Genomic DNA, 14,628 nt, shown 5'->3' with positions numbered 1-14,628 from the left:
TAAAGCCCCTTTTCAGCATCGTTTATTTATTACTTCTTATCATTTAGGTTGATAAGTGCTGCGCTTTTGGTTGGCTTGTCGACGAGCAGCGGCTTGAGATCAAGTTCTATTGCATGTCCGGGCATAATAAAACGTCCCGCCGTGATTGATTGAAATTGAGGCCAATTGATCACCGTACTGCCTTCGTGAAAGTGATATTCAAATGCCGACAAATCAAGCACTCGGTCGCCTTCATTGCGAATGGTCATGTGACAATCTTCAATTTTGTCACATTGCACGCTACTTGTTTGCTTGGCTTTGATACCATCAGGACTTACAAACACGAGCGTAGCAAAGTTAAATACCATTTTTACCCCAGACTTTTCATCGTCATTTGGTAATGGCAGCTGTTTAAATACGATGCGGTAAGAATCTGTTTGTTTCAAATCTGCCGCGCCTAAATATTTGGCTCGAAAAACCTGATAGCCTTTGGCTGGCACTTCTATTTGAGGTGGCAGTACCAGAAAATCTTCTTCTGCACTGACCAGTACTTCTTTTTGATTTTCGTCGAATGTGCGCTTAAACACTTCAATTTCAATGGGTAAAGCACTGTCACTTGGGTTTTGTAGGCGGTAAGTAACGAGTGACTTTTTACCCTGCGATGCAAGATCAACAATCATAGGCTGTACTTGATAGGCCATCGTTGGTGCTGATAAACCCAAAAGTAATAACAGTAGTTTACGCATCTGAGGGACCGCCAAGAAACGTGACTTATACTTTTGTACTACCATACTTTTACCTTCTGTTGATACACGTGTTTAAAGAAAATACCGCTATTGTTTGTGTTTTACGATATTTAAAATTTTATCTTTGAACGCAAGTTTTTAGTTTGCCCGCGTTTTACTTTGCTATCGACACGTTTGCGTTGTGAACTTCGTGTTGGCTTAGTTGCTCTACGTGCCTTTTCGACTTTGATTGCATCTAAAATAAGCGCTTTCAAACGTTGTAACGCTTCTTCTTTGTTCATCTCTTGAGTGCGGTGTGTTTGTGCTTTGATCACAATCACTCCATCTTTGGTGATCCGGTTATCGTTAAGTGCAAGTAACCGTTGTTTATAGAACTCTGGCAATGCAGAGTGCTTAATATCAAATTTAAGGTGGATTGCGCTTGAAACTTTATTGACGTTTTGTCCACCAGCACCTTGAGCTCGAATGGCTGTGAGTTCTATTTCCCAAGCAGCAATTTCAACAGTATTTGAGATACGTAGCACAACATTTCCAAGGCGATGACAAAGCGCTTAGTTTACCACAGTCAAGATTAGTTAAAAAAGCATCAAAATCCGTATTTTTATTGATTTAGACCTATTTTAGCTTTGCTCTGGATACATGAGCTTGGCCAATAATGCGACGTTGCCAACGATTTAATTTGTTTTTTAGAGTGACAGCCTGTTGTCACTCTAAAAAATGCCTAAGGCTAATTATCCAAAACGAGCTCCACCACTTCTTTTTTCGCTGCAACGGTGACTGATAGCAGTAATTCATTTTGGTTTATATCGGTGATGCGGTCTGCTTCCTTTGTGGTTGTGCCCAATATTTCTAATTTGTCATTGTTTAAATTATAGGACCAAACTTGCTTTTGGCTATTAACGGAATAAATGGTGTTGTTTTTTAATACAAACATGTCAGCACCTAACCCATAGCCATCAATTTGGCGTATGCGCCTGTCTTCCAGTGCTCCTGAACGCCAAAACTGTCCCAGTTGATCTTGGTATATTAATTGGTTTTGCGCACTTTTTTGTGCCCATACGACCTGTTTATCTGATAACTGGGTGAGTTTGTTTGTTGCAAAGTTATATTCTACTAGCTGCGTGATTCCCTTAATGCGAGTAAGCATCAGCGCTGTTTTTGCATCGCTATTCCACTGGAAAAGTCTCATGGCCGGGGTATTGAGAGGGTGTTTTTGGACAGTTCCATCCAGCGAGATTTCGACCAGCTCTCGGTTCACGCTGGCCATAATACGTTTACCATCCTGTGCCCAGTCGAAGCCATAAATATAGTTATCTATCGGGAACTGGGTGAGCTGATAAGTACGTTTTGTATCACTTAACCAGATTTGGGTGTCGCCGGAGCGGTTTGATAAAAATGCAATCAGCTCACCACCCGGCTGGAATTTAGCTTTATCGTCATCATGGTTCGAGCGAGTAAAGCTTTTATAATTGCTTTTTTCATCGGCGCTTGTGCGAAGTTCATCCATGCTTAGCTTAATGATGTCGCTGTCGTAAGGACCTTTGATCATTAATAACTTTTCTCCGCTAGGGTGAAAAACAGGTAACATCATTCTGTCCATTAACGGCACGCTGAGTTTTTCTATTTGTCCGTCAAAAGACAGCGTGAACAGTTGTTTACCCGTACTAAAAATGAGCTGCTTTTGTTGGGGATGAAAGCGCGGATATATTCTATGATATTTTGGGATTTCAGGCGGGTAGAGAAGCTTATTGCTCGAAATAATATGACCATTCGGTCTGAGCATTTCAAGATAATAGGCATCATCCTCGTGAACCGTGATCACGGCCAATAAGTCATATTTTTTCGAATAGGAAAAATAAATTAAGTTACCATTGTTGATTGAAAATAGCTCTTGACTGGTATGTTCATCAATGGAGTACTTGATGAGTTTCATTGGCCCTGAAGTGCTTTGCATGAGCGCGACTTCTTTATTGTTTAACCAAATAGGCATTTTTAAAGTCGAATTGACACACTGCTGTACCACGACAGGTTGTTGCGCACTTTCAAGTGCTTTTTCAAAGTCGAGTGTCACTAGGTTATAACACTCATTTTGTGTGACCGCTTCGCCGCATGCATTTGTTTCAATAAACACGAGTTTTTTTCCGTCATGTGAAAAATTATGATCGCCATAAGCTGCCCAATCTTGGGTCAACAACGTTTCTTGTTGAGTGACACTGTCTTTGGCCCAGAGTTGGTTTTTACATTGCTTATCTAAGTAACGATGAAAAACAACGTATTTGCCATCCGGAGAATAAGAAGGAGAAAACTCTTTGTCATCTGTCGCGGTTAAAGGGTGGATCTCACTAAACGTGATTTTTGTGTTGGTTTGCTGTGGCATGATGGTATAGGTTAGGATGCCTGCGGCGATGATAACGCACATTGCTGTGAGCAGTTTTGACTTGCGAGTAACCTTTGCTGTCGAAGGCACTTGTTGCGCGTCTGAGGCTTGGTCGCGTGCAGTATCAATGTGCTTCGCAGGCGCTAAACTTTCATTGCTTTGCCATCTCACCTCACACTCTAAGCTATAGCCTTTTTTAGCGTGTGTTTTTATATAAATTTGTACTTTGCCATCATCACCCAGCGCTTTTCGAAGTTGGGCAATACTTTTTTGCAGTGTATTAGGTGATACCACCGTATTTTGCCACACAGCGTCGAGTAATTCGTCGTGGCTGACTACTTCACCTCGGCGCTTGGCAAGATAAGTGAGTACTGCTAGAGCTTTTGGTGCCAGAGTGAGGGTTTGCCCATTGTGCGTGATTTGGTTTCTAGACAAGTCGACAAAAAAGCCACCAAGCCAATACTGTGTTGTCATATATCCCCTGCTCAATTTGCTGAAGAAAGCATCAGTGCAACTATTTGCAAACTAGCATAAGTGTAAAATGCTGCTAATTGAATCTTTAATTTATTGAAAGTTAAACTTTTTTATTAATCATTTAAAATTCAAGCAAAATTCAGTAAAGCGTCAAGTATTTTTGTCTTCATTTGTTAAAACTCAGTTGTGTTGATAAATAACAAAGGCAAATAATGATGATTATGAAATGGCTCTCAATTTTTACTACGCTGCTCACTTTATTAAGCTGTCCTAGTAAGGCCAGTGATAGCATGCCATATAATATGCCAAGAGTTGAGACAATCTCACTTCCGAGCGTGGATGGTAGGCAATATGACTTGTATGTGAAACTCCCTCCAAAGTATTTTGAAGCAACCGATAAGGCCTATCCGGTGCTCTACTTTACTGATGCGGTTTGGCATATAGAGGCATTGTCGGCAATAAGTGAATACCAGATGGAAGATGTGATCTTGGTTGGTATTTCTTGGCAAAAGAATATCAGCGCATCGGTGTTAAAGGAGGTTGGTGAATATGTCAGTCGATTTCGTGATTATTCTATAAGTCCATCTCCAAACCCGAAAGAGCAAGCAAAATATCAATTTGGCCAGGCACAACAGCACTTGTCGTTTATGCGTGATCATGTGATCAAATATATTCAGAATAACTACCGAACCTTGCCAAACAACCGCACCTATTTTGGTTATTCTCTCGGCGGAGCATTCGGTGCTTACACGTTACTGACACAGCCTGATACCTTTCAGAACTATATTTTGGGTAGTCCATCTTTAGGTTCAGCTGTACCCATTTTGAATACTGATAGAGTGCAAGCTTCACTTAAGAAAAATGGTGAAAAAGTACATGTGTTTGTATCGTATGGTACTTTGGAGAAAAAACTCGCTAAACAAGCCGACCAGTTTATTAATTTACTTAAAACCCATTCAGGAAAGCACATTGAGTTGACCCATGAAGTTGTGGAAGGGAGCCATCAAACGGCCTTTCCTTTGACAGGTGTTCGTTCTATTAATTGGTTATCTGAGTTATTAAATTCGCGCACGTAACTCGGCACGGCGCATTTGGGTTGCTATGGCTTTGCTTACCATAGCTCCCAATATCTTTATATCATCGAGTTAGGCAATCGCTCTTTCTAGCTCTAAGCTATCTTGTAAGTGGCCATCTTTGATTTGGATCACTCTATTTGCCTGAGCTGCTTGTTCGTTGTCATGGGTGACCATGATAATACTTGTTCCCTTCGCGTTAATGTCTTTGAGTAATGACATAATGCCATCGGCCATTTTTGAATCAAGGTTACCAGTCGGTTCATCGGCGAGGATCACAGAGGGTGAACCCGCTATAGCGCGTGCAATAGCCACCCTTTGTTGTTGACCACCCGATAACTGTGTTGGGTAGTGGTTTTTACGACTCGCTAAGCCGACTTGTTCCAGTGCTTGCATAATGCGTTTATCTCGCTCAGCGGCGCTAAAGTCACGGTAGCGTAACGGCATGTCGACATTGTCGTATAAGTTTAACTCAGGGATTAGGTTAAAACTCTGAAAAACAAAGCCAATCTTTTCATTTCTATAAGCCGACTTCTGCTTGTCTTTCATGGTAGATACATCTTGACCATCGAGTAGATAAAGACCATCGCTATGTTCTTCCAATAACCCCGCGATGTTCAAAAAGGTGGTTTTGCCTGAGCCAGACGGACCAATTACTGCGACGAATTCACCCTGCTCTATGGTTAAGTCAAATGGGTGCAACGCTTGCGTTTTTATGGTGTCGGTATAAAACGCTTTGGCGAGATTCTGCATTTTTAACATTATATATTCCCTTTTATTGTAATATGCGTACGCTTGGTGCGTCTTTGAATACTTTAGTGTCAGAAATAACCACTTGGTCCCCCTGTTCTAACCCTGCAATAACTTCAACTTGAGCTAGGCTTCTCGAACCGAGCTTGACGGGCGTTTTAATGGCTTCGTTATTTTTTATGACGTATGCGTACTGACCATTGTAAGCATTGATAAACTGCCCTCTAGGCAGGTAAGTAATGTTATTTTTTTGCTCAAGAATAATGCGTGTAGTTAATCGTTGATTTTGTCTAAGTCCAGTTAAACTACTGTCTTTAAATCGAATTTTTCCTTCAACTGCACCGTTTGAAATTTCAGGTGAAATAGCAACTAATTCACCGTCGTACATTGTTTGATTTAAAGTGATCTGGGCTTCCATACCGAGTGCTAAGTCATCTGCGTAGCTTTCAGGGATCTGCACTTCTAATTCGTATTGAGATAAATCAACCACACTTAACAGCGGCTGATTCTTTGCGACTGAGTTTTTTTGCTCAACGCTGAGGTTGCCAACTAAACCTGTAACCGGAGAGGTGATTTTTAAACCATCAACTTGGCGTTTTAATTCGGTTACTTTTACCTGTTGATACTCTAATTCAAGTTCCCGAGTTTGAATTTCAAACTTTTGACTTTCTTTGAGCAAGGCGACTTCTTTAAGTACATGCTGGTGTTCACGTTTGGCATTTTGTAGGTCATCTTTGGCTTTCTGGTAATCAATATCGCTAATCACTCTGTTTTTCATCGCCTCTTCCGAGCGACGCATTTCACGTTGTGCGGCATTCAAGGCAACTTCTGCTTTGCCGATTAAGTTGTCTTGGACAAGATTTGATTTCTTAACTTCAATTTTTTCGCGAGCTAAGTAAGTTTTGAGCTTGGTTAAGTTTGCTACTTCTTGATCATATAAACTTTTGAGCTCAGGGCTGTCGATCACCGCGATTGCTTGATCTTGCTTAACACTGTCACCTGCCTCAACTAAATAGGTTACTGTGCCTTGTGCCGGGCTGTACAATACAGGTCTTCTAGCTGCAATGACTTTACCTTGAACAGACAAATCGCGAATAAAGAGCCCTTGTTCTACTGGTGCAATGCGTATTTTTTCGGCTGCAATGGCTGTGCTTCCACTACTCCAGCTGACAAATGCTGGCACTAGCACAAAGAAAGTAAATAATGTAGCGACCAAAAGTCCACCTACAGGCAATATAAAGCGCTTTTTTGAACGCTTAGTTTTTACTTGCGTGTCTTGTGCACTGGTATCTGATATGTACGTCATCCCTAATCCTTTGTAGTCGTTGACGATGTTTAATGTGTTGTGGCTGACTAATCTAAATTCAATTTCAAATTACTGCAGTCACCATGATTAAGACTGTAGAGCAAAAATACATGTTTTTTTAAAAAATGTCACCAATGTTAATGGCCTGTTTTTATTTTTTGTACCTAATATATCTTGGGCTAGCGCATTTAGTTGCTTTCATTCTTATCGAAAGAGTTACTGCCCCTTTTGTTTAGTGATTTCTAAATACCTACTTTCAATAAACTTTTTCTCTTTTGTTAAGTGCTTTAATGCCTCTTTTGTTTGTTTCAGTTCCTGCTGTAACTCTGTGAGCTTAGCACCATCTTCGGTATTACCAGCTTGTAATGATAATTGCTCTAGAGCTTGGCTTTGTTCGGCTATTTGTCGTTTATAACTGTTTATTGTGTCAGCCATTTCTGCTTTTTCGCGTTCAAAGTTAATTGTCATTTGCTGGACACTTTGTGGTGGGGCGTTGGTTTGTGCCTGCATTTGGTCGTATTTCTCCTGCAACTGTTGCTTTTCTTTTTGCAGTGCTTCTATCTCATCATACTGGTTGTACAGTTTTTTTCTGGTTTCTTTAAGCTGAACTTTGCTTTGATCTAAGTCGCCCTTGAGTTTTCTGATCAAAGTGTGTGATTGCATGAGTTTCTGATTCAGCTCTTTAATAGACGCATCTTCTTTAGGTGTAATGTGATCTTGAGTTGATGTTCTGATCTCTGCGAGCTGTTGCTCTAAGGCTTGTTGAATTTGTGCTAATTGTGCGATGGTTTCACTGTTGTCATTGACATAATTTAGCGCATCATCAACCGACTCCCTGCACATTCCGAGTAGATTTTCGTCTGCCTGAGGAGCTTGTTTTATCATGCTGCTGGCAAAGTGGCGAAACTCTCTGAGAATTAGCAGCAAGATGTAAAACCAGGCGGCCAAAATGATCAGGCCAAAATTGATAGCCACGTATTGATACACTTCTATTGGCAGTTGGATATTGGGCATGAGGTGATCACCCATTTTGCTAAGAAAATATCTTTGAGTTTAGTGATGCATAAAAAATATGCCTATAATTAGAAACAAGTTTTTTGAAAAGTGGTTCAATGTGAAGATACTTATAGTTGATGATAGTCAAGCAACACTAGAAATAGTAAAACGGGCTTTAGAAAGCTTTGGCTATCGTAAGCTATTGATTAAAAAGGCCAGTAGCGTAAAAGTTGCGCTTCAGGAAATAGGTCAGTGGCATCCAAATATTGTCCTTACTGACTGGCATATGCCTGATATGTCTGGCCTTACTCTGCTACGTGCTATCAAAAAGCGTCAGCTTAATATCATTGTAGCGATGATCACGACAGTTGATGACAAAGAAAAGATTGATGAAGCATTACAAGCTGGAGCACGGTTCGTGTTATCAAAGCCGTTTACCGATGAGCAGCTACATGAAAACATTCTGCCTCTTGTACAAGGTGCAGAAGAAAGTGAGACCATGCTTGAAGAGGTTGAAGTTAATGGTGAATTAGCTTTGCCAAAACTTGGCCAGTTGGAGCGCCTGATCCATAAGCATGTGGATTCAAAGCTTGCCATTCAGTCAATACAACCGCAAGAGTATAACGAGTCCAAAGTGCCGTGCGTCATGGCTATTTATGAGGATCGTAATACTCAAAAGGTCAAGGCGGTGGGTCTGTTGGATATATATGCCACTTGTATTATGGCAAGTAGTCACCAACAAATAGATCAGCAAGAAATTCATAAAGCGATTCATCAAAGTATACTTTCAGTTGAGATTTTGGATGCGTGTAAAAATACGTTAAATGCAACCGCTTATGCGTTTCTAGATAAGCGCACGCGAATGAGTTTGAGAGTAAAAGCGGTGAAGTTTATTGGTACTCCATTTAATAAGTTGGAATCTTTGTATCAGACACCACTTGATAGCCGAATTGATTTTAGTTGCCAAAGAGAAGGGATGGCATTGGGTAAAGTGTTGTTGGTCGGTTTTTAATTAAGCGCAGCGAAAAGAGCCTAACGGCTCTTTTAAGGTTGCTCTTGAGAATAGTGCCAACGCCAAAAGCAACCTATGAGGGAAACTAAAAGCACGCCCATAGACGCAATTAACGCGCTGCTATTGGAATAGGCAATCATCACCCCTGTAACAAACGCGCCCAAAGAAGCAGCTGCGATTTTTGCTGCGGCAACCCACATATAGATTTGCGCTGCGCCATTTTCTGGTGCGTATTCACTTCTTGCAGCTAAAGTTGCTGCGAAAAATAGCGAGTTAATGACGCCACAAAACCAGTATGCAGCTAGCCCTGTTGCAAACGAAGCAGACATTAAAATCAACAATAGAGAGCCTAGTAGCAAGATACCCAAATTCCTTAACAGGGCAATCGCATTCGCTTTGAGTGGTTTTATCATTATAAGCGCAGAACCACATAAGCAGCCTACGCCATAAGCAGTGCTTAAATATGCGCCATCTTGTGCGCTCTTTTGCCAAGTGCTTGCAAGGTAAACGGCTAAGATAGGCAATGCCGCAACGCTGAAGGAGGCACCGGATGTCATAGCTAGGGTACGTGCTAAATGTGGTGATTGCTTAATGTTCTTAAATACTTGCATGAAACCCATTACTTTGTTCTTGGGGTTTTGCGCAGCAGTTTGTTTGGCGGGAAAGTTTATGATGATCAGGCCTGCCGCAAGTGGCAAACTCATCAGCATAGCGGCGGCGAAATTGGTTGAGTAAGCGTCAGCCAATAACGCGACCATCATTGGACCGAGTGTTAATCCGACGCTGTAGGTGAAGGTATCGTAACTTTGCGCACGACGCCTTGCCTGTTTATTTTTAACGAGAGAATTGAGTTGCGTACTTAGTCCCCCCATTAGAAAAGAGCTGCATGTGCCACATAAGAGCAAAGCGCTAATACATAGCCATGAGTTTTGTGAATTAAAACCCAAAATGGCCAGTTGAAATGCGCCAACAAACACAAAACAGCAATAGGCAATTAAGCGCTGTGGCGATATTGATTTGTCCAGCCAGCGACCATAAATTGGGCCAAAAATATGTGGTGCTGTCATACAAGCTGCAAAAACTCCGGCTTGAGTTGGGCTCGCTCCTTGGTTGGTTGCGAGCAAGATAATCGCAATGGCACTACCTCCAGTAGCCATGCGTGCGATAACTGCGGCTAGCACATACAGAGATAGGTTTGAGATCTTAACCAGCGGCCAAGCTCGACTTATTGGGTTCATCATAACGGTTAAGCCAACGCAAGTTGTTTGATGAGTTGCTCCAGTGTTGCTCTGTCTTCTCCTATCAGCGGTGATAGTGGCGCTGGTAAGCAATTACTTTCACTGTATCCCATAATTTCTGAAGCTGTTGCCATAATACGTAGACCCCCTTTATGGTTGGAGAATAAGCTCCATAATGGTTCTAATCGTTCAGAACGTAGCTTTGCCGTGTTTGCGTCTGTTTTAGCAAGTTCAATCAGTTTTTGCACTGTGCGAGGGAAAAGCCCTCCTAATACTGTCAGCCATAGATCACAGCCCGCGCTCATACCCGCAGTGCCAAACTTATCGCCACTGACACCGATAGCTACCGAGCTTGGCACTAGCTGTCGTAGTGTTGCTAAACGTTGTTCTCCTTGCTCTGTTGCAAACGGCATTCCTGGGATTTTAATGGCAGCGACATTGGGCAACCTGGTGACTTCATAATACAGCGCATCCGAAAAGGTAAAGTTGGTGGCGCCTGGGTTTTCATAGACACATAAAGGCACCGATAGCTCAGCCGTCACTGCTTTGTAAAGACTCAGTACTTCGCTTTCTTTTAGGTGATGGTATGACATAGGTGCCAGTAGTACTGCATTTACTCCAGCTTGTTGCACTGCGTGGGCATTTTTAATGACGTCAATAGTTCTAAGTGAACCGATCCCAGCCATAACAGGAATACCATCGGCAAGTTCGACTGCTTGTTTCGCAACACTTTGTAATTCTTGCCTTGATAAGTAAGGATATAGCCCTGTAGAGCCCATTGCACAAATAGAGTCCACTTTGGCTTCGACTAAATTTAGGAGCAACTTTTCGAATGCATCGAAGTCAACTTGCTCATTTTTAAATGGTGTAATTGGAAAAGCAGATAAACCAGTAAACATTAGCGCTCCTTTTTGCTTAAAATAAGCAGATCAAATTTAATAGCGTGGGTAAAAGAAAATAACTTTGACCCATGACAAAGATTATATTGTCATAGGACAAAAATGAAAGTCAATATTTCAGGCAAAACAGCACAGGATATTTTTGAGTCGATCCGTGAACTCATCAACGAGAAAACGCTTACTGGTGGAGATATATTGCCTTCTGTGCGTGAACTAGCTGAAGATTTAGGGGTTAATCGCAATACGGTGTCTGCGGCTTATCAAAAGTTAACTAAAGCGGGATTAGCGGTCACTCAAGGTCGGCTTGGAACACGGATCTGCCAGCAAACAGATGCTGGTGAACAAGAAGGTGCAACAGATACTGTTTTATTTGATTTGGCTGATGGTAGCCCTAAACGAGAGTGGTTGCCCGATCTCAACCAAGTCGCCAGTCACACTCAATTACATCAGTTTTTGTATGGTGAGCAAACCATACTTGCGCAGGTACTTGAGTTTGGTCGTGATTGGTTCGCAAGGTCCTTTACGAGCAAGTTTGAAATTACTTTGTGTAACGGTGCTATTGATACCCTAGAGCGGGTGATGAATGCGCATATGTTGCCTGGCGACATAGTCGTGGTGGAAGATCCCTGTTATATCAGCTCTGCAAATGCGATTCGTCTAGCAGGAATGCAAGTGATTGGCGCTCAGGTAGACCAATATGGTATGCGGCCAGATGCGCTTGCAGAGGCGCTAAAAAAGGGGGCCAGAGCCGTACTTATTACGCCAAGAGCGCATAACCCAACAGGCGTTAGTTTAACTGAAAAGCGGGCCAAGCAGTTGCGCGATGTGCTCGCAAATTACCCTAACGTATTAGTGATGGAGGATGACCATTTTGCGCTGATGGCAAAAACGAAACATTATTCTGTGATCCCAAAAAGTACTCATCACTTTGCTATCTTCCGCTCGGTGTCGAAAGGGTTAGGGCCTGATTTACGGATGGCATTTGTGGCCGCTGATTCGCAAACAGTGGCACGCATAAATACTCGTCTTGCGCCTGGTATGTCATGGGTTAGCCGGGTATTACAGTCTTTGGTATATACCTGCTTGAGTCATGAGGTTTTTCAACTACAACTGCAACAAGCAACAAAAGACTGCGCATCACGCAGAGATTTTTTACTTACTGCACTACAAAAACAAGGTATCCAAAATTGCCTCACGACCGATGGCCTTAACGTGTGGGTACCTGTGGGGGGAGATTGTAAACAAGCGGTGCTTGAGCTCTCTCGCCGAGGTTGGTTAGTAAGAGCGGGCAGCGCATTTGATATTGATAATGCATCAAAAGCGATTCGAGTCAGTGTACAAAAAATTGATCAGCAAACCTCGGTGAAGTTTGCAGCAGATTTAGCTGCGGTGATTTTGTAAAGGGGCTTAACAATAGGTTTGTGTTCAATAGCGCTTGAGACTGACGATTCGCATACCATAAAACTAGTTTATAGCTGCTTATGTGAATACCAACGATGGCAAAATCCATTGCATTATATGCTTGCACAAAGAGCTGTATCATCTTAATAGCTTGGGCGCTACATCAGTCTAACTAATCAATTAGTACCTATTATTGGGTATTTAGAAGCGCCTTTTTTCTTACTATTGTTGTGCTTATTAGGTCAATTAATCTGCATAAAATGTGTATTGGTCCCAATCATATTGACAATATAAGGTCGTGAACATATTTTGCCCGGTCTTTGAATTCATTAGCTGTAATAGGCTTTAAAAGGAGTAAGGGAGTATGTCTTTCATAAAGCAAAGTTTGCTTGTTGCAGGCGTTATGTTGATATCGGCGTGTTCAGGTTCTGGTGGAGATGCAAACACGGATAAAGTGACATTGGCAGAGAATAAGCTAAAAGTAACGGCAGAAGTTATTGGCGCGGGAGTATCGCTGTCCGCGCATGAACAACAAGTAGCGCAAGGTCACTCGGTTAGTTTTACTTTATCAATTCAGCAAGGGTATCAAGTAGCTCAGATCAATGGGTGTAATGCTCAGTTGAACGCTGAGGGGAAGGTTTTTGCCTCTAATATCCAGCAAAGTTGTCATATTAAAATTCACACTCAGGAAAACATTACTCAGGTAGGCAATGCGACTGTGACGAGCTTGGTGACAGGTTACGGTCGCTTAGTTGGTATTCCTGAAACGGTTAAAGTTGGACAAAGTTTAACAGTAACCGCCGAGTCTGAGACAGACCAAAAGTTGACTGACCTTACAGGCTGTCTAGGTGAGCGCTCAGGGAACACACTAACGATTAACAGTTTATCTGGCAACTGTGAGATCAATGCAAAGTTTGAGTCATTATATGCTCAACCTACTTTGTTACCAGAGCGTATTCGCTTACCCGTTGTGGTACATGTGATGGAAAATGGAGAGTTTACTTTGTCTGACGAGCAGATCCGTTCACAGATAGTGGCGACAAACGAACATTTCAGAGCCATGAACCGCCAGGAACTTAGTACTTTATCTCAAGAACATCAACGTGTTGCTGCAGACTCGGGCATTCAGTTTTATTTAGCTACTATAGCACCAGATGGTAGTCAAACCACAGGTATTAATCGTGTGGTGGTTGGTGACGGTATGGGGCCTGCTTCGGAGGGGCTTGCACACTCGAACAAAGGTGGAATAGATGCTTGGGACACGTCACGCTATATCAATATTTGGGTCGGAGAAGAAAGAGATCGCCATGGCAAAATAGCTATGCTTGGCCAAGCGGTTATACCAGGCGATGCGCCAGATGATGAAATTGGCGTTGCGGTTGAATATGGCGCTTTTGGCACACTAGGCGAACTTGCTGAGGGTTATACTCAAGGTAAAACCCTATCACATGAATTAGGGCATTTCTTTGGGTTAATCGGCCACATTAATGAAGGCGCTGAAGGAGGCCATCGTTTTTTACCTTGTGCAGATCAGTTTATTGTATCGAACTGCATCAACAGCGAACTGCAAGAAAATTTTATGCGTACGCGAGTGAAAGATGCGCAAATGAAGTTTTTCTCCATTAGCCAAGCAAATTTAATGCGCTCCTCTTTGTACGAAGGCGCTTTGCATGGGTTGTATCAGAATAATTTAACACGTCAGTGATCCTAGCGTGTTCACGCCAGCAAGTAGCTTATCCGAAATTAGGTTTTCTAGTTACAGAGCAACGCTAGTTTAGGATAAGCACTGTAACGGCCAGATTTAATTAAATCTGGCCTACAGCACTAATTCAGCTCAGTTAGATTTAAATCATCACAGAAAGATTCAATTTGGCCCTTCTCAAGGCCTATGTGTGCAAAACCCGATTGTAAAGATGCTTGATAATATGTTTTGTCGATCACCCAAGGCGAGTCAACAATTTGATATATAAAACAACTTTGATAAGGAAAATAAACCTTTTTAAGATTTGTTAGAGCTTCTTCTTGATTATCCTGCTCTAAATTAGAATAGTAGTCCAATGCCATATTGTATTGACCCGCATAGCTTGGCAGTACCGCGATATTAAAACCAATATACCCCGTAAAAAAACACCGAGTAAAAATGATAATAGGATGATAAATAGGGTCTCATAACAAATTTTTGCTCCATGTTGCGGTCCACATGAGTTGGAACGCTTGAAGTACTCGAGAGGGTCACTGTCAGAAAGTTCAAGTGCAAAGAATCTCATAAATAGACTTGTTCCTTATGAGGGTAAATGATAATTTCGAGCCGCCGCTTGTTCTCTTGTGGCACTTGATTGATATTGATAACTGCAAATGTGTAGTCAAGTGAACATAG

Annotated in this window: 13 protein-coding genes; 4 read left to right on the top strand and 9 right to left on the bottom strand. The window is 42.0% G+C overall.

Annotated features, from left to right (window positions below):
* Nucleotides 1–29: 29 nt before the first annotated feature.
* The 3 genes from ACW689_RS07225 to ACW689_RS07215 all read right to left on the bottom strand — a co-directional run bounded on the left by ACW689_RS07225 (nucleotide 30) and on the right by ACW689_RS07215 (nucleotide 3,576).
* Nucleotides 30–770: a fimbria/pilus periplasmic chaperone gene (locus ACW689_RS07225; RefSeq protein WP_476289798.1), complete on the bottom strand. Its 741-nt coding sequence runs from the start codon at nucleotides 768–770 to the stop codon at nucleotides 30–32.
* A 65-nt stretch (nucleotides 771–835) separates the two neighbouring features.
* Nucleotides 836–1,249, bottom strand: coding sequence for an alternative ribosome rescue aminoacyl-tRNA hydrolase ArfB (gene arfB / locus ACW689_RS07220; protein ID WP_476289796.1), 414 nt, complete (start codon nucleotides 1,247–1,249; stop codon nucleotides 836–838).
* A gap of 203 nt (nucleotides 1,250–1,452) precedes the next feature.
* Nucleotides 1,453–3,576, bottom strand: coding sequence for a winged helix-turn-helix domain-containing protein (locus ACW689_RS07215; protein ID WP_476289794.1), 2,124 nt, complete (start codon nucleotides 3,574–3,576; stop codon nucleotides 1,453–1,455).
* 212 nt (nucleotides 3,577–3,788) lie between these two features.
* On the opposite strand from ACW689_RS07215, the gene ACW689_RS07210 reads away from it, so the two are divergent.
* The gene (locus tag ACW689_RS07210; protein WP_476289792.1) at nucleotides 3,789–4,652 is read left to right on the top strand and encodes an alpha/beta hydrolase; all 864 of its coding nucleotides are present in this window, start codon (nucleotides 3,789–3,791) and stop codon (nucleotides 4,650–4,652) included.
* A 69-nt stretch (nucleotides 4,653–4,721) separates the two neighbouring features.
* Here ACW689_RS07210 and ACW689_RS07205 read toward each other — a convergent pair whose 3' ends face one another.
* The 3 genes from ACW689_RS07205 to ACW689_RS07195 form a co-directional block, all read right to left on the bottom strand.
* A complete protein-coding gene (locus tag ACW689_RS07205) occupies nucleotides 4,722–5,411 on the bottom strand; it encodes an ABC transporter ATP-binding protein (RefSeq protein ID WP_476289790.1) in 690 nt (229 codons plus the stop codon).
* Between the two features lie 13 nt (nucleotides 5,412–5,424).
* Entirely contained in the window at nucleotides 5,425–6,705 is a 1,281-nt protein-coding gene (locus ACW689_RS07200; protein WP_476289788.1) for an efflux RND transporter periplasmic adaptor subunit, read from the bottom strand.
* A 216-nt stretch (nucleotides 6,706–6,921) separates the two neighbouring features.
* Complete coding sequence (locus ACW689_RS07195; RefSeq protein ID WP_476289786.1) at nucleotides 6,922–7,719, bottom strand: chromosome partitioning protein ParA; 798 nt, start codon at nucleotides 7,717–7,719, stop codon at nucleotides 6,922–6,924.
* A gap of 100 nt (nucleotides 7,720–7,819) precedes the next feature.
* Between ACW689_RS07195 and ACW689_RS07190 the strand changes: the two genes are divergently transcribed.
* Complete coding sequence (locus ACW689_RS07190) at nucleotides 7,820–8,713, top strand: response regulator (protein ID WP_476289784.1); 894 nt, start codon at nucleotides 7,820–7,822, stop codon at nucleotides 8,711–8,713.
* Between the two features lie 32 nt (nucleotides 8,714–8,745).
* On the opposite strand, the gene ACW689_RS07185 is transcribed toward ACW689_RS07190, so the two are convergent.
* A complete protein-coding gene (locus ACW689_RS07185) occupies nucleotides 8,746–9,954 on the bottom strand; it encodes an MFS transporter (protein ID WP_476289782.1) in 1,209 nt (402 codons plus the stop codon).
* Nucleotides 9,955–9,959: 5 nt separating this feature from the next.
* On the bottom strand, nucleotides 9,960–10,850 hold the full coding sequence (locus ACW689_RS07180; protein WP_476289780.1) for a dihydrodipicolinate synthase family protein: 891 nt from the start codon (nucleotides 10,848–10,850) through the stop codon (nucleotides 9,960–9,962).
* Between the two features lie 102 nt (nucleotides 10,851–10,952).
* Between ACW689_RS07180 and ACW689_RS07175 the strand changes: the two genes are divergently transcribed.
* Both ACW689_RS07175 and ACW689_RS07170 read left to right on the top strand, forming a co-directional pair.
* A complete protein-coding gene (locus ACW689_RS07175) occupies nucleotides 10,953–12,251 on the top strand; it encodes an aminotransferase class I/II-fold pyridoxal phosphate-dependent enzyme (protein WP_476289778.1) in 1,299 nt (432 codons plus the stop codon).
* Between the two features lie 364 nt (nucleotides 12,252–12,615).
* Nucleotides 12,616–13,956 (top strand): M43 family zinc metalloprotease, encoded by a 1,341-nt coding sequence (locus ACW689_RS07170; protein ID WP_476289776.1) that lies wholly within the window; start codon nucleotides 12,616–12,618, stop codon nucleotides 13,954–13,956.
* A 119-nt stretch (nucleotides 13,957–14,075) separates the two neighbouring features.
* Here ACW689_RS07170 and ACW689_RS07165 read toward each other — a convergent pair whose 3' ends face one another.
* A complete protein-coding gene (locus ACW689_RS07165) occupies nucleotides 14,076–14,315 on the bottom strand; it encodes a hypothetical protein (protein WP_476289774.1) in 240 nt (79 codons plus the stop codon).
* Nucleotides 14,316–14,628: the final 313 nt, after the last annotated feature.

It is taken from the genome of Pseudoalteromonas sp. ABE4_541, assembly GCF_056312285.1.
The sequence above is the reverse complement of the archived record's forward strand: the minus strand, read 5'-3'. Positions and strand labels throughout refer to the sequence as shown.